The organism is Sinorhizobium sp. M4_45 (genome assembly GCF_002885915.1).
Taxonomy (GTDB): domain Bacteria; phylum Pseudomonadota; class Alphaproteobacteria; order Rhizobiales; family Rhizobiaceae; genus Sinorhizobium; species Sinorhizobium meliloti_A.
In genome coordinates this window covers 243,608-266,102 of record NZ_NWVE01000006.1, presented here as the reverse complement: position 1 = coordinate 266,102, position 22,495 = coordinate 243,608, and the positions used below count along the sequence as shown (strand labels likewise).

Annotated in this window: 23 protein-coding genes; 4 read left to right on the top strand and 19 right to left on the bottom strand. The window is 63.2% G+C overall.

Annotated elements, in window-relative coordinates; translation table 11 throughout:
• Window positions 1-19 precede the first annotated feature (19 nt).
• The 14 genes from CN933_RS18440 to CN933_RS18375 all read right to left on the bottom strand — a co-directional run bounded on the left by CN933_RS18440 (window position 20) and on the right by CN933_RS18375 (window position 12,342).
• Complete coding sequence (locus tag CN933_RS18440; protein WP_102762030.1) at window positions 20-799, bottom strand: amino acid ABC transporter ATP-binding protein; 780 nt, start codon at window positions 797-799, stop codon at window positions 20-22.
• Between the two features lie 16 nt (window positions 800-815).
• Window positions 816-1,613: a transporter substrate-binding domain-containing protein gene (locus CN933_RS18435; protein WP_180980737.1), complete on the bottom strand. Its 798-nt coding sequence runs from the start codon at window positions 1,611-1,613 to the stop codon at window positions 816-818.
• A gap of 46 nt (window positions 1,614-1,659) precedes the next feature.
• Window positions 1,660-2,316, bottom strand: coding sequence for an amino acid ABC transporter permease (locus CN933_RS18430; protein WP_018096512.1), 657 nt, complete (start codon window positions 2,314-2,316; stop codon window positions 1,660-1,662).
• Between the two features lie 10 nt (window positions 2,317-2,326).
• Entirely contained in the window at window positions 2,327-2,995 is a 669-nt protein-coding gene (locus CN933_RS18425; RefSeq protein ID WP_100674071.1) for an amino acid ABC transporter permease, read from the bottom strand.
• 125 nt (window positions 2,996-3,120) lie between these two features.
• Window positions 3,121-4,143, bottom strand: coding sequence for a LacI family DNA-binding transcriptional regulator (locus CN933_RS18420; RefSeq protein ID WP_102762028.1), 1,023 nt, complete (start codon window positions 4,141-4,143; stop codon window positions 3,121-3,123).
• A 130-nt stretch (window positions 4,144-4,273) separates the two neighbouring features.
• Window positions 4,274-5,161 (bottom strand): aldose 1-epimerase, encoded by an 888-nt coding sequence (locus tag CN933_RS18415; RefSeq protein WP_102762027.1) that lies wholly within the window; start codon window positions 5,159-5,161, stop codon window positions 4,274-4,276.
• Window positions 5,161-5,916, bottom strand: a complete 756-nt coding sequence (locus tag CN933_RS18410; RefSeq protein ID WP_102762026.1) for an SDR family oxidoreductase — start codon at window positions 5,914-5,916, stop codon at window positions 5,161-5,163. Before CN933_RS18410 ends, CN933_RS18415 begins: the two co-directional genes overlap by 1 nt.
• Before the next feature lie 7 nt (window positions 5,917-5,923).
• Entirely contained in the window at window positions 5,924-6,655 is a 732-nt protein-coding gene (locus CN933_RS18405) for an ATP-binding cassette domain-containing protein (RefSeq protein WP_102762025.1), read from the bottom strand.
• Complete coding sequence (locus CN933_RS18400; protein WP_102762024.1) at window positions 6,652-7,635, bottom strand: ABC transporter permease; 984 nt, start codon at window positions 7,633-7,635, stop codon at window positions 6,652-6,654. The genes CN933_RS18405 and CN933_RS18400 overlap by 4 nt, the downstream gene beginning before the upstream one ends.
• A 186-nt stretch (window positions 7,636-7,821) precedes the next feature.
• Entirely contained in the window at window positions 7,822-8,796 is a 975-nt protein-coding gene (locus CN933_RS18395; RefSeq protein ID WP_102762023.1) for a sugar ABC transporter substrate-binding protein, read from the bottom strand.
• A 45-nt stretch (window positions 8,797-8,841) separates the two neighbouring features.
• Window positions 8,842-9,534 carry a GntR family transcriptional regulator gene (locus tag CN933_RS18390; protein ID WP_102762022.1) on the bottom strand — a complete coding sequence of 231 codons (693 nt, stop codon included), beginning with the start codon at window positions 9,532-9,534 and terminating at the stop codon, window positions 8,842-8,844.
• Window positions 9,535-9,593: 59 nt separating this feature from the next.
• Window positions 9,594-10,790: a mandelate racemase/muconate lactonizing enzyme family protein gene (locus tag CN933_RS18385; RefSeq protein ID WP_102762021.1), complete on the bottom strand. Its 1,197-nt coding sequence runs from the start codon at window positions 10,788-10,790 to the stop codon at window positions 9,594-9,596.
• Window positions 10,791-10,792: 2 nt separating this feature from the next.
• Window positions 10,793-11,527, bottom strand: a complete 735-nt coding sequence (locus CN933_RS18380) for a FadR/GntR family transcriptional regulator (protein ID WP_018096518.1) — start codon at window positions 11,525-11,527, stop codon at window positions 10,793-10,795.
• Window positions 11,528-11,652: 125 nt separating this feature from the next.
• Window positions 11,653-12,342 (bottom strand): GntR family transcriptional regulator, encoded by a 690-nt coding sequence (locus CN933_RS18375; RefSeq protein ID WP_102762020.1) that lies wholly within the window; start codon window positions 12,340-12,342, stop codon window positions 11,653-11,655.
• A 208-nt stretch (window positions 12,343-12,550) separates the two neighbouring features.
• Here CN933_RS18375 and CN933_RS18370 point away from each other — a divergent pair, with 208 nt between their 5' ends.
• The 4 genes from CN933_RS18370 (at window position 12,551) to CN933_RS18355 (ending at window position 16,819) form a co-directional block, all read left to right on the top strand.
• Window positions 12,551-13,486 carry an SMP-30/gluconolactonase/LRE family protein gene (locus tag CN933_RS18370; RefSeq protein WP_102762019.1) on the top strand — a complete coding sequence of 312 codons (936 nt, stop codon included), beginning with the start codon at window positions 12,551-12,553 and terminating at the stop codon, window positions 13,484-13,486.
• Window positions 13,486-14,271, top strand: coding sequence for an SDR family NAD(P)-dependent oxidoreductase (locus CN933_RS18365; protein WP_102762018.1), 786 nt, complete (start codon window positions 13,486-13,488; stop codon window positions 14,269-14,271). The genes CN933_RS18370 and CN933_RS18365 overlap by 1 nt, the downstream gene beginning before the upstream one ends.
• A gap of 13 nt (window positions 14,272-14,284) precedes the next feature.
• Window positions 14,285-15,481 carry an AGE family epimerase/isomerase gene (locus CN933_RS18360; RefSeq protein ID WP_102762017.1) on the top strand — a complete coding sequence of 399 codons (1,197 nt, stop codon included), beginning with the start codon at window positions 14,285-14,287 and terminating at the stop codon, window positions 15,479-15,481.
• A gap of 90 nt (window positions 15,482-15,571) precedes the next feature.
• The gene (locus CN933_RS18355) at window positions 15,572-16,819 is read left to right on the top strand and encodes an enolase C-terminal domain-like protein (protein WP_102762016.1); all 1,248 of its coding nucleotides are present in this window, start codon (window positions 15,572-15,574) and stop codon (window positions 16,817-16,819) included.
• A gap of 252 nt (window positions 16,820-17,071) precedes the next feature.
• Here CN933_RS18355 and CN933_RS18350 read toward each other — a convergent pair whose 3' ends face one another.
• The 5 genes from CN933_RS18350 to CN933_RS18330 are packed head-to-tail and all read right to left on the bottom strand — an operon-like array spanning window position 17,072 to window position 22,494.
• On the bottom strand, window positions 17,072-18,625 hold the full coding sequence (locus CN933_RS18350; RefSeq protein WP_245425091.1) for a sugar ABC transporter ATP-binding protein: 1,554 nt from the start codon (window positions 18,623-18,625) through the stop codon (window positions 17,072-17,074).
• Window positions 18,612-19,586: a sugar ABC transporter substrate-binding protein gene (locus CN933_RS18345; protein ID WP_102762015.1), complete on the bottom strand. Its 975-nt coding sequence runs from the start codon at window positions 19,584-19,586 to the stop codon at window positions 18,612-18,614. Before CN933_RS18345 ends, CN933_RS18350 begins: the two co-directional genes overlap by 14 nt.
• 22 nt (window positions 19,587-19,608) lie before the next feature.
• Window positions 19,609-20,571, bottom strand: a complete 963-nt coding sequence (locus CN933_RS18340) for an ABC transporter permease (RefSeq protein ID WP_180980736.1) — start codon at window positions 20,569-20,571, stop codon at window positions 19,609-19,611.
• A complete protein-coding gene (locus CN933_RS18335; protein ID WP_102762014.1) occupies window positions 20,571-21,341 on the bottom strand; it encodes an enoyl-CoA hydratase/isomerase family protein in 771 nt (256 codons plus the stop codon). Before CN933_RS18335 ends, CN933_RS18340 begins: the two co-directional genes overlap by 1 nt.
• Window positions 21,342-21,345: 4 nt before the next feature.
• A complete protein-coding gene (locus CN933_RS18330) occupies window positions 21,346-22,494 on the bottom strand; it encodes a type 2 periplasmic-binding domain-containing protein (protein ID WP_102762013.1) in 1,149 nt (382 codons plus the stop codon).
• Window position 22,495 lies beyond the last annotated feature (1 nt).

The following is a 22,495-nucleotide window of genomic DNA, read 5'->3' as shown; positions in this document are numbered from 1 at the left end:
AATTACCGGGGTGTGGCCATCAGGAGATCTGGCCGAGGAAGAAGCGCGTGCGCTCGTGTTGCGGGGCCCCGAAGAAGGCATCGGGCGGCGCAACCTCCAGGATCTCGCCGCGGTCCATGAAGACGACACGATCGGCGACGCTTCGCGCGAAGCCCATCTCGTGCGTGACGCAAAGCATGGTCATGCCTTCGTTGGCGAGATCGACCATCGTGTCCAGGACCTCCTTGACCATCTCCGGATCGAGAGCCGAGGTCGGCTCGTCGAAGAGCATGATCTTCGGGTTCATGCACAGAGCCCGCGCGATCGCGACGCGCTGCTGCTGTCCGCCCGAAAGCTGCGCCGGATATTTCGCGGCCTGCTCGGGGATGCGCACCCGTTTCAGATATTTCATCGCCGTCTCTTCGGCCTCTGCCTTGGCGAGACCCCGAACCTTCATGGGAGCCAGCGTGCAGTTCTCCAGCACCGTCATGTGCGGGAAAAGGTTGAACTGCTGGAAAACCATGCCGGTCTCCTGCCGGACCAGATCGACGTTCCGTCCGCCGGCGGTCAGGTCGTGACCGTCCACGACGATCCTGCCCGAATGAATGGTCTCGAGCTGGTTGATGCACCTGATCAACGTCGACTTGCCGGAACCCGATGGTCCGCAGATGACGATCCGTTCACCGCGGCCGACCGCCAAGTCGATGTTCTTGAGCGCGTGAAAGGCGTCATACCACTTGTTGACGCCCTCCATGCGGACGGCCGGGTCCGAAGCCTCGCGCGAATCCGGGGGCGAGGCGTTTTCGCGTTCCGTGTTCATCGCGAGGGCTCCATTCTTATTTCGCTTCAGTGACGAATTCCGGCAGCGGAGAGCCGAGCCACTTCTCGTGGATGGCGTTGAGTTGTCCGTCCGCCTTAACCTTGTCGAGGAAGCCGTTGACGAAGTTCAACATCTCGCTCGATCCCTTGCGAATGGCGATACCCTGAACCTGCTGGCTAAGCTGAAGCTTCTGATTGAACCGCCCCGGGGCGGCGGCTTCGATCTGGGCCGCGACGACATTGGAAACGCCGATCAGTTCGACCTGTCCGGAAAGGAGCGCTTGCACCGCACTGGCGTCGTCGTCGAAGCGTTGAATGTTGGCGTCCTCAGGGGCAATCTTTGTAGTCGCCGTGTCCTGCGTGCTGGCACGGGCGACGCCGATCGTCTTGCCGGCCAGATCTTCAGGCTTTGTGACGTCCAGGTCGGCGGCGCCGAACACGCCGATCGAAATGCCTGCGTAAGGTTGCGAGAAGTCGACGTTCTTGGCGCGCTCCTCGGTGATGCCTAGCGAGGCGACCAGCAGATCCACCTGGTTGCTCTGCAGGTAGGGGATGCGGTTGGGTCCCGTCACCGGCACGATCGTCACTTCGACTCCGAGCTCCTTGGCAAGCAGCTTCGCAACATCGGCATCGTAACCATCCGGCTGGTTGTTCGCGTCCATGATCCCGAACGGCGGGAAATCGACCAGCATGCCGATCTTCACCGTTCCGGCCGATTTGATCGCCTCCACCGTCTGCGCTGCGGCGGGCGCCACCAAACCCGCGACAATCGCAGCTCCGAGGACAGATATTGCCATGCGTCTCGAGATATTCATTAGCCCTTCCCTTCTCATATGCCGGCCCTCCCGCCGGCGGGGCCCGTCAACGTGCCGTTGCCCGGGAAAAACGGGTTTCCATCCGGCGTGCGATCAGCGACAGCGGCCAGCAAAGCAGAAAATAGACGGCGGCAACGGTGCCGAAGACCAGAAACGGACTGAACGTCGCATTGTTGATGATCTGCCCTTGTCGGGTCAGTTCGGTAAAGCCGATGATCGATGCGAGCGAGGTGCCCTTTATGAGTTGCACGAGGAAACCGACAGTGGGCGCGACGGCGATACGGGCCGCCTGGGGCAGGATCACATGACGCATCGACCGAAAATAGCGCAGGCCGAGCGCTGTCGCCGCCTCGCGCTGTCCCTTCGGCACGGCCTCGATGCAGCCCCGCCAGATCTCGCCCAGGAAGGCGCTGGCGTGGAGCGCGAGCGCAATCGTCGCGGCGATCCAAGGATTGATCGAAAAGCCGAAGATGTTCATGCCGAAGAAGACCAGAAAGAGCTGCATCAGCAGCGGGGTTCCCTGAAAGACGCGGATGAAGCCCGTCGCGGAGAGACGCAGCACTCGCGTATCGGCGACGCGCATCAATGCCACCAGTAGTCCGCCGACGCTGCCGCCGGCAAAGGCGATCGCGGAAAGGGCGATCGTCCACTGTGCCGCGGCGACGATGACGAGAAACTCGTTCCAGCCGAAGGCTCTGATCATGACAGTGCTCCTAACGGCCGAGGGGATATTTGAAGGCCATTTTCTCGACCGCATAAAACAGCGCGGAGAAACCGACCGACAGGGCAAGATAGATCAGAGTGACCGCGATATAGACCTCGAAGCTCGCAAAGGTCGCGGACTGAAGGTCGTTGCCGGCCGCAGCCAGGTCATCCGCCGAAATCACCGACACGACGCTGGTATTCAGCATCAGATAGATGAACTGGCTGGTGAGCGCGGGATAGACGGTGCGCAAAGCCGGCTTCATGACGATATAGCGGAAAATCTGGGCCCTCGACAGGCCAAGCGCCCAACCGGCCTCCACCTGTCCCCTGTGAATGGATTCGATCCCGGCGCGGATGATCTCCGTGCCGTAGGCGCCGAAGTTGACCACCAGCGCCAGCAGCGCCGCACTGTTCGGCGAAAGCCTCAGGCCAAGCGAAGGCATGCCGAAGAAAATGAAGAAGATCTGCACGAGGAAAGGCGTGTTGCGGATAATCTCGATATAGCCATCGATCACGGTACGCAGGATCGCCGGTCCTGCTGTCTTTCCCCAGGCGCAGAAGACTGACACGACGAGGCCGATCAACATGGCTGCACATGACAGGCGAACCGTGAGCCAGGCGCCGATCAGCAACTGGTCGAAGGACGCGAGCACAGGCGCGAAGTTGAACTCGTACATGCCGGGACCTCCTCCCACACTACCGCCGCCGCACGTCGCGCTTCCCGCGATATGCGTCAGTTAGATCGATCTAAAATGTTTCCTGACATGCGTCAACCGCAAATGACGTCCGTGATCGGACGCGATCAGGCGGGCGGGCCGCAGGACTGCCGAATGTTCAGCGTCGTATCGTTCACCATGCGCCGCGGCGGCAAATCCGGATTGGCGATGCGCTCGACGAGGAGCAGCGCCGCCTTTTCGCCGATCGCAGTCGGGCCGGTCGAGACCGAGGTCAGTCTCGGCCGGATGGCCTCTGCGTCAGCCACGTCGTCGAAGCCGATCAGCGAGAGATCGCGTCCGATCGTCAGTCCGCAATCGTGAAGTCCTGCGGCAAGGCCAAGAGCGACAAGATGATTGAAGCAGATCACGGCAGTCGGCTGTGTGGCCTTTGCAAACAGAAGGTGGGTCGAGCCGGCGATCTCTCCGAGCTGTGCCGGCAAATGGATCAGGATCTCGGGATCGAACCCCTTTGCCAGCATGGCGGCACGAAAGCCGTCCACGCGCTCCCGATAGGCAGAATGAACCGGGCCGTGGGCGGCAAAGGCAATCTTCTCATGACCGAGCGTTGCGAGATAATCCACCGCCTGACGCATGCCGCCGGCATAATCCACGCCGACATAGTCCATATCGGCGGAAATGTGGCGCAATACCTGGACGACGGGCATACCCCACGCCGACAACTGCTCGGACAGGTCGGGTTCGGTGCCCGCGGCGGGGCAAAGAACGACCCCGTCCACCCCATGTTCGCGCATGCGCTGGAGCAGCATCGCCTGCCGCTCCACCCTCTCCCCGCTATTGGCGAGAATGACCACCTTGCCGGTGGCCCCGATAGCCTCCTCGATACCTGAAAGGAGTTCCGCGAAGAATGGATTGGTGAGATTTGGAACGATTGCGCCGATGATCTGGCTGCGTTCGACGCGCAGGCGGGCTGCGCCGATGTTGTAGACATAGCCCAAATCCCGCATCGCCTGCTCGACTCGCGCGCGCGTCTCACTGCCGACCAGCGGGCTCTTGCGAAGAACGAGAGAGGCGGTCGCGCGGGAAACATTGGCATGCCGCGCGACATCCAGAAGCGTGACGCGAGGCTTCTTTCGTTCTTGGAAAGACATTGGATACCGATCGGGTAAAAAAGCGTGGAGAGGACTATAGTCGACGGGCGAACACTAGGGCAAATCGAGCGAAGCTGCGCAACGGTTTCCGCCCGGCGCGGCGCCCGGGAGCCCGCGGCTGACGACATGCTCAGCCAGATTTCGCGGCGATACGCGTGGAGACGCTCAGCGATTCACCCGGCTCGAGAATCTTGAGGCCGCGGGCTTCGGCCTTGCCGGGAAGGTTGAACGCATCGACCGGGTGCGTCACCGGTTCGAAGCAGAAGAAGCCGGCGTCGGCAGCGGGTGAGAAGACGACGTATTGGCGCAGCGCCTCGCTCGCATCCACGTCCGCCACGAGCCCACGCCTCGGCCAGTGGATGCGGGCCTTGCCGTTCCAGCCGTCGAACCAGTTGTTGATCCATCGCTCCGGCAATGGCTGCGGCCTGCTGAAATCCATTTCCGGATGTGCGGCTATGGCATCGTAGGCCTTTGGCAGGTGATCGGATTGCTCCAGCCAGACGCCGCGGGCCGGCGCGTGCAGCGTCGTATCCGGCTCGCGCACGAACCAGGGATGAAAACCGGCGCCATAGGGCAGACGGATCCTGGCGCGGTTGACGAGGCTCAGCTCCATCGCCAGGCCGGCGCTCTCCAGGCGGTAGGACATCCTCGCATCGTAGCGGAAAGGCCCCGGTCCTTCTGCCGAAAGGGTGAGCGTGATCGAATCCGCGCTCACGGAGGCAACGTCCCACGCGGCCGAAAAGCCGTTCCCGTGGATCGGGTATGGCTCCGTCTCCACGTTCCGGGGCAGGGCATGAAAGGTTCGGTCAAATGTGAACCCGCCGCCGGAAACCCGGCCGGAAAAAGGAACGAGCAGAATGTTCGAAAGCGCGAAGGGATGCGCGGTAGAGGGATCGACCCTGCGGAAGATCGGTTGCCAGGAGCCATCGTGCAGCACGTCGAATGCCGTCAGCCCGGCGCCGAGATCGGGCCGCAGGACGATGCGTGCATCGCCGTTGGAGAGCTCGATCGCCGGCATCACCAGCCGCCGTCGATCGCGATGTTCTGGCCGGAAATCATGTCGGAGGCAGGCGAGACAAGGAAGTGGACCAGGTCGGCGACGTCGGAGGGCTGGATGCGCGCCTTCAGCGACTGGTTTTCGACGATCCAGTCATTGTATTGTTGCAGGCGGTCGGCAAAGACCCGCTCTTCGGCGTCCGAAACCACCGCGCCCGGCGACACCGCGTTGACGCGCACGCCGTGCGGGCCGAGTTCGCGCGCAAGCGCCTTCGTCAGCCCCAGCATCGCGCCCTTGGACGCCACATAGGGCACATAGCCGTCCCAGCGGCCGTTCAGCGTCAGGGAGCAAAAGTTCACGACCTTGCCGTAGCGCTTTTGCTTCATCCCGGGCGCGACGGCCCGGGCAAGCGCGAAAGCCGCCGACGAGTTGACGCGGACCTGGTCCTCGTATTCCTCCAGCGAAAATTCCTCGAAAGGCTTATTGATGATGAGCGCCGCATTGTTGATGAGAATATCGATGCCGCCATGCTCGCGGGAAAGCGTAGCTGCGCGCTTTTCCGCCGAAGCCAGGTCGTTGAGGTCCTCGCCGACATAGATCGCGCTCACACCGTGAGCCGCGGCGACACGCGCCGCGAAGCCCTCCCCGGCTTCGGAGCCGGGCCTGTCGAGCAATATCAAGGCGGCGCCGGCGCGCGCCAGCCGCTCGGCCTGGGCGCGGCCGAGGGTGCCGAGCGCACCGGTAATGAGGGTGGTCTTTCCGGAAAGCTCTGTCATCGTTACCTCACAGAAGCGCGTGAACCTCGTCTATCGACGTCTCGGCGGTCGGCTTGTCGAACACGATCTCGCCGCGTGCCATGGCGACGATGCGGTCGCAGGATTGGAAAACGTGCTGCATGTTGTGCGAGATGAAGATCCCGGTCAGGCCCTGCGCCTTCAATCCGCGAACGAAGCCGATCACCTTGTCGGTCTCCTTGACCGAAAGATGGTTCGTCGGCTCGTCCAGGATCAGCACCTTCGACTTGAAGTGCATGGCGCGCGCGATGGCTACGCCCTGCCGCTGGCCGCCCGAAAGCTCGCCGACCAGCGCATCCGGCGAGCGCAGATGCAGATCGACATCGGCGATGGCACGGATGCTTTCGGCGCGCATGCGCTTCTGGTCCATGATGCCGATGCCTAAGACCGACCATTTCATCGGCTCGCGGCCGATGAAGAGATTGCGGGCGATCGACATGGATGGGACCATGGAATTGTACTGATAGATCGTTTCCAGCCCGTGGCGCATCGCATCCTTGGGGCTGCGAAGAGCCACCTTGCGGCCTTCGATCAGCACGTCGCCGGAATCCTGATGGTGAACGCCCGAGAGAATCTTGATGAGCGTCGACTTGCCGGCGCCATTGTCGCCGACGAGGCCGACGGTCTCGCCGGGGTGGATCGTGAGGTCGACATTCTTCAGCGCATGCACGCCGCTGTACCATTTCTGGAGGTTGCGGCACTCGATGATCGGCGTGGTCATTTGTGCGCCTCCACCTTGATCTTGCGGGACATTTTGCCCATCCAGGCATTGGCGATGACGGCAAACATGGTGAGAACCCCGATCGCGAACTTGAACCAGTTGGCATCGACACGGGAAAGGACCAGGCCGTTGTCGATCGTGCGGATCAGAAGGGTGCCGATGATGGCGCCGAAGACCGTCCCGATCCCTCCTGCGAGCGCCGTACCGCCGATGACGGCCGCGGCGACCGCCTGCAATTCCAGCCCTTCGCCGATCGACGGCAACGGCGAACCGAGACGCAGCACCTGAAGCAGTCCCGCAAAGCCCGCCAGTACCGAGCAGAGCATAAAGCAGACGATCTTCACGCGCTTGACCGGAATGCCCATGGAGGCGGCGGCCTCGTTGAAGCCGCCGGTCGCCCGGATCCAGTTGCCGAAATTGGTGAGCGACAGCAACGCCGCCACGAGTGCGGCAATGACCACGAACCAGAGGAAGGACATGCGGAAGGGCGAGCCCTGCCAGATATAGTCCGTGAAAAGCCAGGTCGGCAGGTCGGGCGGCAGAAGCGGGGGAAAACCGCCTGATATGACGATGGTCAGCGAGCGCGCGATGAAGAGCATCCCTAGCGTGGTGATGAAGCTCGGTATCGAGAATTGCAGCGTGACATAACCATTGATGAAACCGATCGCCCCGCAGATCATGAGACCGAGCAGCACCGCGACGGTGAAGGGCACGCCGGAATTCAGTATCACCGCCATCGACATGGGCATCAGCGCAAAGACGGACCCGACCGACAGGTCGAATTCGCCGCAGATCATCAGGAGCGTCACGCCGATGGCGACGAGCGCCATTTCCGGCAGAAGGCCCAATACGCCGCGCATGTTTTCGAAGGAAAGAAGAATGCCGTTCGACTTCGCCTGGAAGACGAGAACGAGGACGATCAGCAGTGCAAGGCCGGCAAGCTCGGGCTTGTCGAGATAGATTTTCAGAAATCGCTTCATGGGCTGCCACTCATGGTTCGGCGTCGTGCCTGACCGATCACGACGATCTCAGGTCGGGTGCCTGAGATCGTCGACGCGATCGATTCCGAGAGCTGGGACGGGATACCGGCGGAAAGCCGCATGAATTCCCCCCGGCTCCGGTTTCGAGCTCGGGCAAGACGCCTGTTGCTTATCGGGAGCGCCGGATCAGCGCAGACCCTGCTTCGCCAGTTCGAGGATCGTCGGCACGTCCTTCGGCGTGACGATGCCCTGCCCCGTATCGACATCGGAGGGTGTCAGGCCGGCGGTTTTCCAGAGATAGGCCTGCATGACCGGGATGAAGCCCTGCATGTAGGGTTGCTGGTCGACCTGCACCTGAACATAGCCGGCCTCCATCTGCTGCAGCACCTCGGGCACGAGGTCGAAGCCGCCGAGCAGGACCTTGCCGGGCTCGATGCCGCGATCCTTCAGGACCTTGGCGACGCCGGCATGCCAGTAGCCGGTATCGAAATAGGCGGTCGTGTCCGGATTGGCATTGAGATAGGCGCCGATGCGGTCGGCGGTAAGCGCGAGGTCGGTGGCCGAATCGATGCGGGTGATGTTCACCTCGCGGTCGGAATGCTCGGCCTTATATTCCTCCAGAAATTTCGTGACGCCGCCGGCGCGCTGCTCGGACCAGGTCTGGCCCGGCGCGTTGACGCCGACCAGCAGGTTGAGCGGGCCCTCCTTCGGGAAGTTTTCCGACTGGGCCTTGGCGAGCGAGTAACCGGCCGCGGTGAAGCCCTGGCCGATGAAGGCCTTGCGGGCGTTCCCCTTGGCGCCTTCGCTGTCGTCGACATTGACGGCGAGCACCAGGATGCCGGCGTCGACGGCTTCCTTGATCACGTTGTCATAGGCATTGTTGTCGACGATCGCGACGAAGATCGCGTCCGGCCTGGAGGCGATCGCCGCCTGCAGATTGGCGACGGCCTGCTCGACCGCGCCTTCCGTCTGCGTGAGGATCAACTGGCACGAGGCGCCGACCTTTTCGCAGGCGTCGTCATAGCCCTTCTTGACCGCCTGCCAGAACGTGTTCGAGGCCGACGAATGGCTGACGAAGGCGATGCTGAGACCTTCCGCGCTGGCGGCTGGAGCCATCAGCGTCAACCCCAGGGCCGTTCCTGCTATCAATTTCCTGATCATGATGCGTTACCTCCCGTTGAACATCGATCATATTGCGGCGGCCGGTCACCCCGTGCCGTCGAAGAACTCCGCCCGCGATCGCGCGATCTCGGGCAAAGATTTCAGAATTTCGCGCAGATGCATGCGCAGCGCCTGCTCTGCCCCGCCGACATCACCTGCCGCGATCGCATCGACGATCTGCTCGTGCTGTTCGATCAGCCGGCCGATCTGCGGGTCGTCGACGCTCAGGAACCGGACGCGGTCCATCTGCGCCTTGACGCTTTCGATGACGCTCCAGGCATAGGCGCGGCCGGCGGCCGTCGCGAGCGTGTGGTGGAAGAGTTCGTCCAGCCGCAGGAACGCGGCGCGATCGTCATGCGGCACCTGCTTCTGGCGGGCGATCTGTTCGCGCAGTTCGTCGACGATCGCCACCTCATGCTCGCCGGCGACCTGGCGCACAATGTCGGCCTCGATCGCCTCGCGCACGAAGCGCACGTCCATGACCGATGCCGTCGAAATCCGCGTCACATAGGTGCCGCGTTGGGGCAGCACTTGGACCAGCCCCTCCTCTGCCAGCTTGATGAAGGCTTCGCGAACCGGTTGGCGGCTGATCGACAGGCTTCTTGCTATCTCGGCTTCGGAAATGCGCGCGCCGGGCACCAGCTCCGCCTGGATGATCTGCTCGCGCAGGATGCGATAGACCTGCGGACCGACAGCTTCGATCGCGGACAGAACGCGCTGCGGTTTAATGTTCTGCATCCGGCCCCCCTCCAAGCTTCCGGCAGTGTTGGCCTACTACCATACAAGTTGGTCGAACTTCAATCCTTCGAACTGCGCCGCGACACTTCGAATTTCCGGTCGAGATCGGGAGCGAGGTCGACCCCGTGCCCTGCCCCCGGCGGAATGGTAATCATGCCGTTCGTCACAGTGGGCAGCTGCGTCGTAAGATCGGCATACCAGGTCTTGTAATAGGCACGCACGCTTTCCTGGACGAGCGCATTCGGAGCATTCAGCGACAGATGCGTCGAGGCTGCGAGCACCACAGGGCCGGTGCAATCATGCGGCGCGACCGGAAGGTGCCAGGCTTCCGCCATGGTGGCGATCTTCTTTGCCTCGGAAATCCCGCCGCACCAGGAGAGGTCGAGCATGACGACCCCGGCCGCATCCGTTTCCATGAGATCGCGGAAGGCCCATCGGGTCGCGAGCGTTTCCGACGCGCAGAGCGGCGCGCGGCTTGCCGCCGCGTAGCGCTTCAGACTGGAGAGCGAGTCCATCTTGATCGGGTCTTCATGCCAGAAGGTGGCATAGGGCTCGAGTGCCCGGGCGATCTGGATGGCGGGCGTCAACTGCCACATGGAGTGGAACTCGACCATGATGTCGATGCGGTCGCCGACGCGCTTGCGGATCTTCTCGAAGGGCTCCAGCGCCTTGCGCAGGTCCGGCCCGGAAATATACTGGCCGCCGCTTTTCTCCGCCGCGATATCGAACGGCCAGATCTTCATGGCAGTAATGCCCTCCGACAGGAGATCCTCGGCGAGTTCGTCCGCCCGTTCCAGAAATCCGTTCAGGTCGTCATAGTCGCGCCGCGGGCCGCCGATGCCGTAGTTTGCCGTCTGCTGGCCCTTCGCGTCGCGCATATAGGTGTTGCCGGCGCAGGTGTTGTAGGTGCGGATCTCGCGCCGCGAGAAGCCGCCGAGAAGCTGGGCGATCGGCAGGTTCGTCGCCTTGCCGAAAAGGTCCCAGAGCCCGATATCCACCGCCGAATTGCCGCGCATCTCCGCCCCGGTCGAGCGGAAGCCGAGATAGCCTGTCAGATCCTTCGAGATGCGGTCGATCTCCAGCGGGTCGCGCCCGACGAGTTTCGGGGCCACCACCTCGTGAATGTAGGTTTCCACGGTCTGCGCCATGAAGAAGGTCTCGCCAAGTCCGACAAGCCCCTCGTCCGTGTGGATGCGGACCCACAGAATATTGGGAAAGTCGCGGACGCGGACCGTTTCTAATTCCGTGATCTTCATGCTCAATAAACTCCTGCCGCCAAAAGCGCCTTTACCGTCAGATCGAAATGCTCGACCATCGCCTCCTCGCCTTTCGCCGGGTCGCCGTTGGCGATGGCCTGCGCGATGGTCATGTGGCCGTCGATACTTTCCTGCCGCGTCTCATTGCTGGCGCGGCTCGCCCAGCCGATGGGCCAGGTATGGCGCGTCACGACATGGAAGGAGCCGACGATCAGCGCGAACATCGGGTTGCGGGACGCCGTGCCGATCGCTTCGTGAAAGGCGATATCATGTTCCATGACCCTGACCGGCTGGTCGAAATCCCGCTGCATCGCTTCGGCAAGCGCGACGATTTCGGCGGCCTCCTTGTCGGTGCGGCGCATGGCTGCCAGCACGACGGTGCGGCGCTCGACAGTCCGGCGGACATCGAAAATCTGCTGGATCGTCACCTGGTCGGTATGCACGGCATGGTCGGTCACCAGGGCGAGCACGTCCGCCTTGGGCGCGGCCACCCGCGGACGCCGGCCATTACCGATGTCGATCAGCGTCAGCGCGGCGAGCGAACGATAGGCCTCGCGCACGACGCTGCGGGATACGCCCAGCTTTTCTGCAAAGGCTCCCTCGCTCGGCAACGAATCGCCGACCTGAAGACCGTTCTCGCGAATGTGAACCTTCACGGCAGTCATGACGCCGCCGAGCAGTCCATCCGCGCCGGACCGTCCGGATGAGGACTCTTCCTCCGCCTTGAGCTCTATCAAGTTAACCTCCTACCTATCAGATAGGTTTATGATGACCTGTGAATAGATTCGCCTTCGGCTGTTGTCAACGCCGAATTGCAAAATCTGTTTGGAAGGCACGGAAGTAACCGCTCGACAGAAGCGGCCTAACGGGCATCGCCTCCCGTATCCGACGCGAAATACGCCGAAAACCGCTGAGCAAGCTCGCCCAGATCGACCATCGCGCGCCGCAGATGCAGCCGCATGATCTCCTGCGCGCTGGTCGCGTCCCCTTCGCTCACAGCCTCGAGAACGCGCCGGTGATCCTCGACCAGCTGGTCGAGTTGCCCCGCCTGTATCGACAGACGGCGGACCCGGTCCATATGCTTCTTGGCATCCGAGATGAAGGCCCAGACTCCGTCGCGGCCCGCGAGGCTGCAGTAAAGCGCGTGCATGCGTTCGTCGCACTCGAAAAACAGGTCGGGGTTGTCCTCGAGGACAGCAAGCTCCTGCTCCTCGATGGCCTGCCGTATGCCGAGCAGGACGCGGCGGTTCGATTGCTGCGCCGCTTCGGCAACGATCGCCAGCTCCAGCTGTTCGCGAACGAACTGGGCGGTCCTGACCGCGTCCATGCGGATCGGCGCCACCACGACGCCTGCCCGGGACCGGAGGTCGACAAGTCCTTCCGCACTCAGCCGCGAAAGGGCCTCGCGCACGGGCGTGCGGCTGACCCCCAGCAGCCCGGCCAGCGCATGCTCGCCGATCGGTTCGTTCGGCTTCAGTTCGAGCCCGATGATCTTGCGCGAAAGTGTGCGGTAGCAATGCTCCGCGGCCGAGATTTTTATGTCACGCGTCATAAATTGAAAGTCCTATGTATTTTTGCATGCAATTGTTCATCGCGAGCAGATTACCCGCACAACGTTTCGTTTGCTACTCGCCATTGAAGCTCCTTGACGCTTTCTGAAATCTTGCATACAAGAATGCAAACGGGTTTGGGAGGACACCAATGACCAACCGCAAGCGGCGACGTCCCGCAGCGTTGCATACCGGATTCATGGCGCGGCCATGAGTGCCACGGTTTCCCTGCTCCTCGATGCGAAGGACATCGTCGGCGAGAGCATTCTCTGGTCCGGGGACGAGAAGGCGCTTTACTGGGTCGATATCGTCGGCAAACGCATCCATCGGCTCGAACCCGAAAACGGCCGTCATGACACATGGCCGACGCCGGACTTCGTGACGTCGATCGGCATGCGGGCGGATGGCGGGTTCATCGTCGGCCTCAGCCGCAACGTCTGCCTATGGACGCCTGGCGGGCCTTTCGAGGCGTTTGCCGTGCCGGAGCCGGATCTGCCGGAAAATCGCCTCAACGAGGGTCGGGTCGCACCGGACGGCTCCTTCTGGGTCGCGACGATGCAGAGCAATCTTGACGCAAGCGGCTCACCGAAGGCCCTGGACCGGCAATCGGGCGCGGTCTACCGCATCGATCCCGCCGGTCACGTGTCGCAGCTCACGCCCAACGAATACGGCATCACCAACACCATGGGCTGGACGCGGGACAACCGCTTCTTCTTCGCCGACACGCTCGCCAACGAGATCTACGTGTTCGATTGCGATCTTGCCGCCGGGAGAATCGACAACCGGCGCACCGTCGTGGCCGGCTTCGCCCGCGGCCTGCCGGACGGCTCCTGCCTCGATGCGGACGACCGGCTCTGGAACTGCCGGGTGGCGGGAGGCGCAGCCGTCGCGGGCTTCGACGGAACCGGCCGTCTCGTCCAACTGATCGAGCTGCCGGCAAGCTGGCCGACGAGCTGCACATTCGGCGGCACGGATCTTTCCACCCTCTATGTGACCTCGGCGCGTTTCACCATGACGAACGATCATCTCGATACGCATCCGCTGGAGGGCGGGCTCTTCGCGGTCGAGGGCGTGGGGCACGGCGTCGAAGAGCCAAAATTCGGGCCGGCGTCCGACAAGTTCCCCTCTGTTACGGAGACAGCGTGATGAGCGATTTCAACGGCAAGAGCATCGTCGTCACCGGCGGCAGCCTCGGCATGGGTCTCGCCTGTGCCCATCGCTTTGCTGCCGGCGGCGGCAAGGTGACGATCGTGGCAAACGACAAGGCTTCGGTCGACGAGGCCGTTGCTTCCATCGGGGACAATGCCGCCGGGTTCGTCGGCGACGTCCGCTCCAAGGACGACATGGAAGCGGCGGTTCAGACCGCGGTATCGCGCCATGGGGGCGTCGATATTCTTGCCTGCTGCGCCGGCATCCAGCGCTACGGCACCGTGGTCGACACACCGGATGAAGTCTGGGACGACGTTCTCGACATCAATCTGAAGGGCATCTTCCTCGCCTCCAAATTCGCCATTCCCGAAATGCGCAAGCGCGGCGGCGGCGCGATCGTCGCCATCTCTTCCGTGCAGGCCTATGCTTCGCAGGCGGGCGTCGCCGCCTATACGGCGAGCAAAGGCGCGATCAACGCACTCGTGCGCGCCATGGCGCTGGATCACGCCGGGGACAATATTACTGTCAATGCCGTCTGCCCCGCCTCTGTCGATACCCCGATGTTGCGCTGGGCCGCCGATCTGTGGAAAGGCGAAGGCACCGCCGAGGCGACCCTGGAAGCTTGGGGAAGAGGACATCCGCTGGGCCGCGTCGGCAAGCCTTCCGAAATTGCCGAACTGGTTGCCTTTCTTGCCGGCGATAAGGCCCGCTTCATCACGGGCGCCGACATCAAGATCGACGGCGGCGTTCTTTCCAAGCTCGGCATCGTCATTCCAGATTGACCGGAGGTCCGTCATGAAACCGCTTCCCGATTTCCGCTCGAAAGACTTCCTGCGCGCCCATATGCGCGAGATCATGGATTTCTACCATCCGATCTGCCTCAACGAGGAAGACGGAGGCTATTACAACGAATACCGCGACGACGGTTTCATCACCGACCGGAAGACCCAGCATCTCGTCTCCACCACGCGCTTCATCTTCAACTATGCCACCGCCGCGGTGCTCTTCGAGCGCCCGGACTTCGCGGAAGCGGCCGCCCATGGCGTAAGGTATCTCGACGAGGTTCATCGCGATCCGAAGCATGGCGGCTATTTCTGGCTGATGCGCGGCCGCGATGCGGTGGATGCGACGAAGCATTGCTACGGCCACGCCTTCGTCTTGCTCGCTTATGCGACAGCCATGAAGGCCGGAATTCCGGGTATGGATGCCCGGGTTTCGCAGACCTGGGAACTTCTCGAAAGCCGCTTCTGGGAGCCGGACCGCGAACTCTACAAGGACGAAATCAGCCGCGACTGGGGGGCGACTTCGCCCTATCGGGGACAGAACGCCAACATGCACATGACCGAGGCGATGCTGGCCGCCTATGAGGCGACCGGCGAGGTGCGTTACCTGGACCGCGCCGAAACCCTCGCCCGGCGCATCTGCGTCGAGCTTGCCGCCAACGCTCAGGACGTGGTCTGGGAGCACTATCGCGAGGACTGGTCGATCCACTGGGATTACAACAAGGACGATCCGAAGCACCTCTTCCGGCCCTACGGCTACCAGCCTGGCCACATGACGGAATGGACCAAGCTGCTCCTGATCCTCGAGCGCTATCGCCCGCAGGACTGGATCCTGCCGAAAGCCCTCCTTCTCTACGAGACGGCCTTGGCAAAGAGCGCCGATCTCGAATTCGGCGGCATGCATTACAGCTACGGCCCCGACGGCAAGCTCCATGACCTCGACAAATATCATTGGGTCCATTGCGAAACGATTGCGGCCGCGGCCGCGCTCGCCGCACGCACCGGACGGGAGCGCTACTGGCAGGATTACGACAGGCTCTGGCGCTACAGCTGGCGGCACCTGATCGATCACGAATATGGCTGCTGGTTCCGCATTCTCTCGCCCGACGGCGTGAAGCAGAGCGACATCAAGAGCCCTCCAGGCAAGACCGACTACCATCCATTCGGTGCCTGCTACGAAATCCTGCGCGTGCTGGGGGAGGCGCAATAGCAGGGCGACCGTTTCCGGCCAGCGCCGACGGACACGGCCGGCGCCCCGCACCTTAACCTCCGCACCCGACAGCCTGCATTGGAGCCTCCCATGAAGCGACCCAGGATCACCGATATCCGCGCGACCACCGTCACCGTTCCGCTGGAGGCGCCGCTGCGTCATTCCAATGGTGCACATTGGGGGCGGTTCGTCCGTACGATCGTCGAGGTGGAAACCGATGTTGGCATCGTCGGTCTCGGCGAAATGGGCGGAGGCGGAGAGAGCGCCGAGGCGGCGTTCCGGGCGTTGAAGCCCTATCTGGTCGGCCACGATCCCTTCGAGCTGGAAAATCTCCGCTTCATGATCTGCAACCCGACCGCCAGCCTCTACAACAACCGCACCCAGATGCATGCCGCCATCGAGTTCGCCTGTCTCGACATCATGGGCAAATTTCTCGGCGTGCCGGTCTGCGATCTCCTCGGCGGGAAGATGCGCGATGCGGTTCCTTTTGCCAGCTACATGTTTTTCCGCCTTCCCAACAAGGACACCGGCGAAGGCGAGACGCGCACGGCCGATCAGCTCATCGAGCAGACGCTGGCGCTGAAAAAGAAGTGCGGATTCACCTCGCACAAGCTGAAGAGCGGCGTCTTCGCGCCGGATTACGAGCTGGAGGTCTTTCGCGCATGGGCGAAGGCCCTCGGTCCCGACAGCGTCCGCTACGACCCGAACGCGGCGTTCAGCGTCGAGGAGGCGATCCGCTTCGCTAAGGGCATCGAGGATCTCAACAACGATTACTACGAGGACCCCACCTGGGGGTTGAACGGCATGCGGCGCGTCCGCGAGAACACGACCATGCCGCTCGCCACCAATACCGTCGTGGTGAATTTCGAGCAGCTCGCCGCCAATATCCTCAATCCCGCCGTGGACGTGATCCTGCTCGACACCACCTTCTGGGGCGGCATCCGCCCCTGCGTGAAGGCGGCGGGCGTCTGCGAGGCCTTCCAGCTTGGCATCGCGGTGCATTCATCGGGCGAACTCGGCATTCAGCTCGCCACGATGCTGCATCTCGGCGCGGTTCTCCCGAACCTCGTCTTCCACGCAGATGCGCATTATCACCAGCTGACCGACGATATCATCGTCGGCGGCCCGATGCGCTACGAGAACGGTGCCATCAAGGTACCGACGGCGCCCGGTCTCGGGGTCGAGCTCGATCGCGACAAGCTCGGGCAGTACGCCGACCTTCATAAAACGCTCGGCGGCTATCCCTACGACCGCGATCCCTCCCGCCCCGGCTGGTTTTCCGTCGTCCCGAACACCCGATGGGCGGATCCCAACGACGATCGAACCGTCGATTACTGAGGCTGCACCTGGGACCTATTCGCAACCTCACGGAAATGGAACCCATCCTGCCGAGACCTGATCGTCGTCATTCTAGTAATCGGGGCAAACGGAAGAGAATTGCGATGTGTCTCACCTGACGGCCGGCCGCTTGGAGCTGGAAACTGTTCCAACTTTGAAGGGTGGCATATCTGCGAGAGCAGCCGGATATTGGCCGAAGGCTCAGGCTTTAAAACTCGGACCTGGGGCAGCGCAAAAGCCGATACCCACTGTTCAGTGCTCCATGAATGCCATGGTCAAAATTCGGTCTTCCGTCATGTCGGCTCGGTCGACGACGCCGGCGAGCCGTCCCTTGGAGAGAACGGCGACGCGATCACACAGCGCCAGGATCTCCGGGACCTCCGACGAAGCGATGAGGACGGTCAGCCCCTTTTCCGTTTCCCGGGCGACGATGTCGTAGAGCTCGGACTTCGCGCCGACATCCACTCCGTGCGTGGGCTCGTCCAGGAGCAACAATCGCGGTTCGGCCATGAGGGCGCGGGCGAAGATCGCCTTCTGCTGATTGCCGCCCGAAAGCGTCGAGATCGGTTGCGTGTCGCGAACCATGCGAATGCCGAGCGTTTCGCGATAGAACGCCATACGCCCGGCCTCTCCTGCCCGATCGGAGAACAGGCCCTTCGAAAAACGGCGCAGGCTGCTGATCGCGGCATTGTCGCGCACCGAATGCTGCGGCAGGATGCCTGCCGTCTTGCGGCCTTCCGGCACGAGCGCAATCCCCGCCTTCACCGCCTCGCTCGGGTCGGCGAAGGCCACCTTTTCTCCGAACAGCGAGATGTCGCCGGCCTTTGGCCGGTGCACCCCGTGTATAAGCTCCAGCAGCTCGGTGCGGCCGGCACCGACGAGACCGAACAGGCCGAAGATTTCGCCTTTGCGAATGTCGAGGCTGATGTCGTCCAGCAGACGATCGTCCGACAATCCCGCGACGGACAGCGCAGGCGTCCCGCTTGCAAGGGAACGCTGCCTGTACTGGTAGATGGCGGGCTTCCCCGTCATGTCCTTGATCAGCTGCTCGCGGTTCGTTTCGCCGGGGCGTCGCTCGCTGACGATCGCCCCGTTCCGCAGCACGACGACACGGTCGCAAAGGGCCATCGCCTCCTCGAGGCGATGCGTGATGAAGATGATGGCCGCTCCTGCCTCCCGCGCCTCGCGGACATAGGAGAAGAACCCGGCGACCTCGTGCGGCGTCAGGGATGACGTCGGCTCGTCGAGGATCAGCAGCCGTGGCTTTCTTGCCGCCGCCTTGGCGATCTCGACCAGCTGCTGTTCACCCGCCCGCAGGGTCCCTGCTTCCCGGTCCGGCTGGATGTGACCGGCACCGACCCTTTGAAGCAGGGCACGGGACGCGTGCTGCATCAAGTCGATATCGACGAGGCCCATACCGGTCCGCGGCATCCGACCGAGATGCAGGTTCTCGGCGACGCTCAGCGCGCCGACGACCGACAGTTCCTGATGAACGAAGCTGACGCCCGCTTCGATGCCTTCCGACACCGAACCGAAACGGACCGACAGGCCGTCCATTTCGATCGTGCCGCCGTCGGCCTGAAGGCCGCCGGAGAGAATATGCATCAGCGTCGATTTGCCGGCGCCGTTTTCACCGAGCAGGCCCACGATCTCACCCGCCCTCAGGTCGAGGTCGACCGAGTGAAGTACGGAATTGCCCGAGAAACTCTTGGCAATCCGGCGCGCGCGAAGGAGCGGCACGGAGACGACGCGCGCGGCTTCTGCGCCGGGCGCAGCCGACGCGCGCGGGCTGTTACTTGGCGTCATCGGGCGTCAGCAGCTTTCCGGTCACCGGGATAACCTTTGCGGGCGGCTCCTGGCCGGCGACGATATAGTTGTAGAGCATAACGCTCGAATCGAGCGCCTGCTGGTAGGGCGCCTGGTCGAGCAGGCCGACCATCTCACCGGTTTTCAGGTACTGGATATTGTCGGGCGTATGGTCGAAGCCGACGACGCCGACCTTGCCGGTCAGGTTGAGATCCTTGACGGCCTTTGCCGCACCGAACGGCCCGCCGGCGGTCACGTAGACCATCGAGAGATCCGGATTGGCGGTCATCATGTCCTGGACGAGCGAATAGGCCGACTCCGCCTTATCCTTGTTCTCGAAAGGACCGACGATCTGAATGTCCGGGGATTTCGCCTTCAGATATTCCAGCGCGCCGTTCATGCGCTGCGTGTGCTGGGTGGCGCCGAAATAGCCGGTGATGACGCCGAGCTTGCCCTTTCCGTTCATCTTCTTGGCGATGAATTCACCGATCTGCTTGCCGGCCGAGGTCGCATCCTGGCCGATGAAGGCAAGGCGCTGCGATTCCGTCGCACCTTCCGCAATGATGTTGAAGACCGGCACGCCCTCTTCCGTGGCTTCGTTGATAATGCGCGCCGTGCCGTCGAAGATCGGCACCACGACGATGCCGTCATATTTCTTGGCGAGTGCGCCCTCGATGCCGGCGACGACCGCCTCGGCGGAGAGCTCGTCCCCGAGATCGACGAAATCGACCTTGGCGTCGTATTTCGACAGATAGTCGTTCGCCGCCCTCGCCCCTTCCGTGACCGGGGTCCAGAACGGATTGTTCTGAAACGACAGGAAAGCGATCCTCACCGGCCCCTTGGTGTTTTCCACCGCGGCGACGGTGCCGCCCTGCGGTGCTTCGCCCGCCAGCGAAGGCAACGTGACCGCCAAAACGGCCGCAGCAGCAAAGGCCATGGTTTTAAGTCTCTTGAGCAACATGCTTGTCTCCTCCGATAAATGATCAGTCGTCGTCGCCGCCGCGCTGCAGCCCGTCCAGCCCGACGGCGAAGATGATGACGAGCCCCTTGGTGACGACCTGCCAGTAGGCAGAGATGCCGAGGAGCACAAAAGCGTTGTTGAGCAGCGCCATGAGCAAGGCGCCGATCACCACGCCGAGGATCGAACCGCGGCCGCCGCTCAATGCGGTGCCGCCGAGGATCACCGCGGCGATGACGTCCAGCTCGTATCCCATGCCGAGATTCGGGTCGGCGCTTGCCAGGTTGCCCGCGAGGATGAGCCCGCCGAGCCCTGCCAGCAGGCCGCACAGCGCGAAGACGAACAGCCGGGTCGAGCGCAGGTTCACGCCGGCAAGACGGGAGGCCTTGGGATTGTCGCCGATCGCATAGATCTCCCGGCCTGTGACGGTCCGGCTCGCGAATACATGGACGATCGCGGCGAGCACGATCATCAGCAGGAAGGACACGGGTATGTCGAAGATGCGCCCCGCACCGACGAACTCGGCAAAGCCGCCAAACGATACAGGGATGCCGCCGGTCATGAGGAGCGCGATCCCGCGCGCGATCGAGAGCGTGCCGAGCGTGGCGATAAAAGGATTGATTTTCAGCCGCGTGTAGAGAAGTCCGTTGGCAAGGCCGCAGGCGAGTCCCGTCAGAAGGCCGCCGAGGAGGCCGACGGTCTCGCTGCCGGTGTCGCGCATCAGCACGGCTGCGACGACAGCGGACAGACCGATGACCGAACCCACGGAAAGATCGATGCCGCGGGCGATGATGACCAGGGCCTGCCCCAAGGCGACGATCGCCACGACCGAGGCCTGGCGGCCGACGTTCAGCAGGTTGCGCGGCTCCAGGAAATAATCGCTGGCGAATGTCAGATAGAGCGCCACGACGGCGAGCATGGCAAGCACCGATGCTTCGCGATGCCGGCCCAGTCCTCGTGCGAAGGTCAATGCTGACTGCATGGTCATCACCGCCTTTCGAAATTGGGGGCGCGCTTCTCCTTGAAGGCCGCCCGGCCCTCGGCCGCGTCCGCGGTCGCAAAGCAGATCGTCTGCAGATCGCGTTCGTATTCGATAGCCTTGTCGAGCGGCATCGAAACCGCCGCCTTGAGGTTGGCCTTCGCCGTTTCCGCCGCGATCGGTGCCCGCGAGGCGATGATTTCGGCGATCGCGCGGGCACGTTCCAACAGGTCGGTCTGGGCAACGACCTCGCTGACCAGCCCCCAGGCCAGCGCCTTGTCCGCCGGTATCGGGTCGCCCGTCATCAGCATGAGCGCGGCATTCGAGGCGCCGATGGAATGCATCAGATGTGCCGCCATGCCGCCGCCGCCGATCCATCCGAGCTTGATCTCCGGTGCCGCGAACTGCGCGTTTTCCGAGGCGATCCGGATGTCGCAGGACATGGCCGTTTCCAGGCCGCCACCGAAGGCATAGCCGTTCACCGCGCAGATCGTCGGCTTGAGCAGGGCGCGGAACGCATCGCAATAGTCCGGCCGATTGCGGAACTGCCAGGGCGTCCGGTAGGTGTCGAGCTCGCGGATATCGGAGCCGGCGCAAAAGGCGCGTTCACCGGCGCCGGTAAGGATGACGCAGCGAATGCGGTCGCTGTCGTTGCTTTCCTTCACGGCCGCGACGATCGCATCGGCCATTTCCGGCGTCACGGCATTGAGCTTTTGGGGCCGGTTGAGGGTGATCGTGGCGATTGCACCGTCCACGGCATAGAGAACGTCGTCGGTCATTTACCTACCTTTCGCCACCGGCTTTGCGATGGCTTGCATAGAGGGCCTGCAAGCTTTCGAGCACGCCGTCGGCCGGCGCCTTGTCCTCGAAGGCCTGCCGCAGAAGCGCCGAGGCCTTGCCCTGGAAGGCGATGTAGCCGTCGTGGCGCGGGCGCACATAGGCCTGCTCCAGCGTATCGGCCGTGTTTTCGTAGAATCCGCCCCAGCGGGCGTTGACGCGTGGATCATGCCAGGCCTCGCGCCGAGACGGCTGGCCGTCATGGGCGGGGATGAAATCGACCTGGGCCTCGCGGCTCATCAGCCAGAGCAGGTGTTCCTTCAGAGCCGGCGTGATTTCGCAGCGCCGCGAGATGCCGATTCCCGTACCGCCGAGCGTCGAACCCCGCCGCCCGCCGGGGATGCGGCGCGGCGCGTCGTGGAAGGCGACCTGATGCCCCGTCTGCGGCGCGGCGTAGTTCACGTAACCGTAGACCAGCGGGCAGAGCACGACGTCGTCGTTCGACGCCATGTGATCGAGGATCCCGATCGGGTTCCGGTCGCGCACAGACCGCGGACTGCGGTTTGCGAGATCGCGCATCAGTTCGTAAACCGGGCGCCCCACGTGCCGGGAGACGAGGACCTCCGGATCCGTCTCCGCCGGAGGGTCGCCGAAGGCCGCGGCTATCGAGAGGAACGAGAGCGCCGCGTGCGGACCGGCGAGCGACAGCGCCACCTTGCCGGTGGTCCGGGAGAGCGCCACGACCTCGTCCCAAAGCTCGGGCACCGGTGCCTCGAGAAGATCGGCCCGCGCGGCCATCACCTGCGTGGCCGCATCGAGCGGCAGCGCCCAGTGAGCGCCGCCGAATCGGTAACTCCGCAAGGAGGGACCGATGCTCGCCGCCTCGAGCGCCTGGACGGTCGCATCGCCGAACACGTCCTCGAGAGACCGCAGGCAATTTCCGGCCAGAGCTTCCCCGACGTGCGGATGATCGAGAACCACGAGATCGTAGCGCGCGCAAAGATCGGCGATCGGATGGGATTCGAAGCCTTCGAGCGGCTGCTTCTCCCAATCTAGGGCGAGCCCCCATTCTGCAAGTTCAGGGCGCGCGGCGGCAGCCGCAAGCGCGTTGTAGCCGCGTGGATGATCCCATGTCAGAGCCTTCAGCTGTTGCATC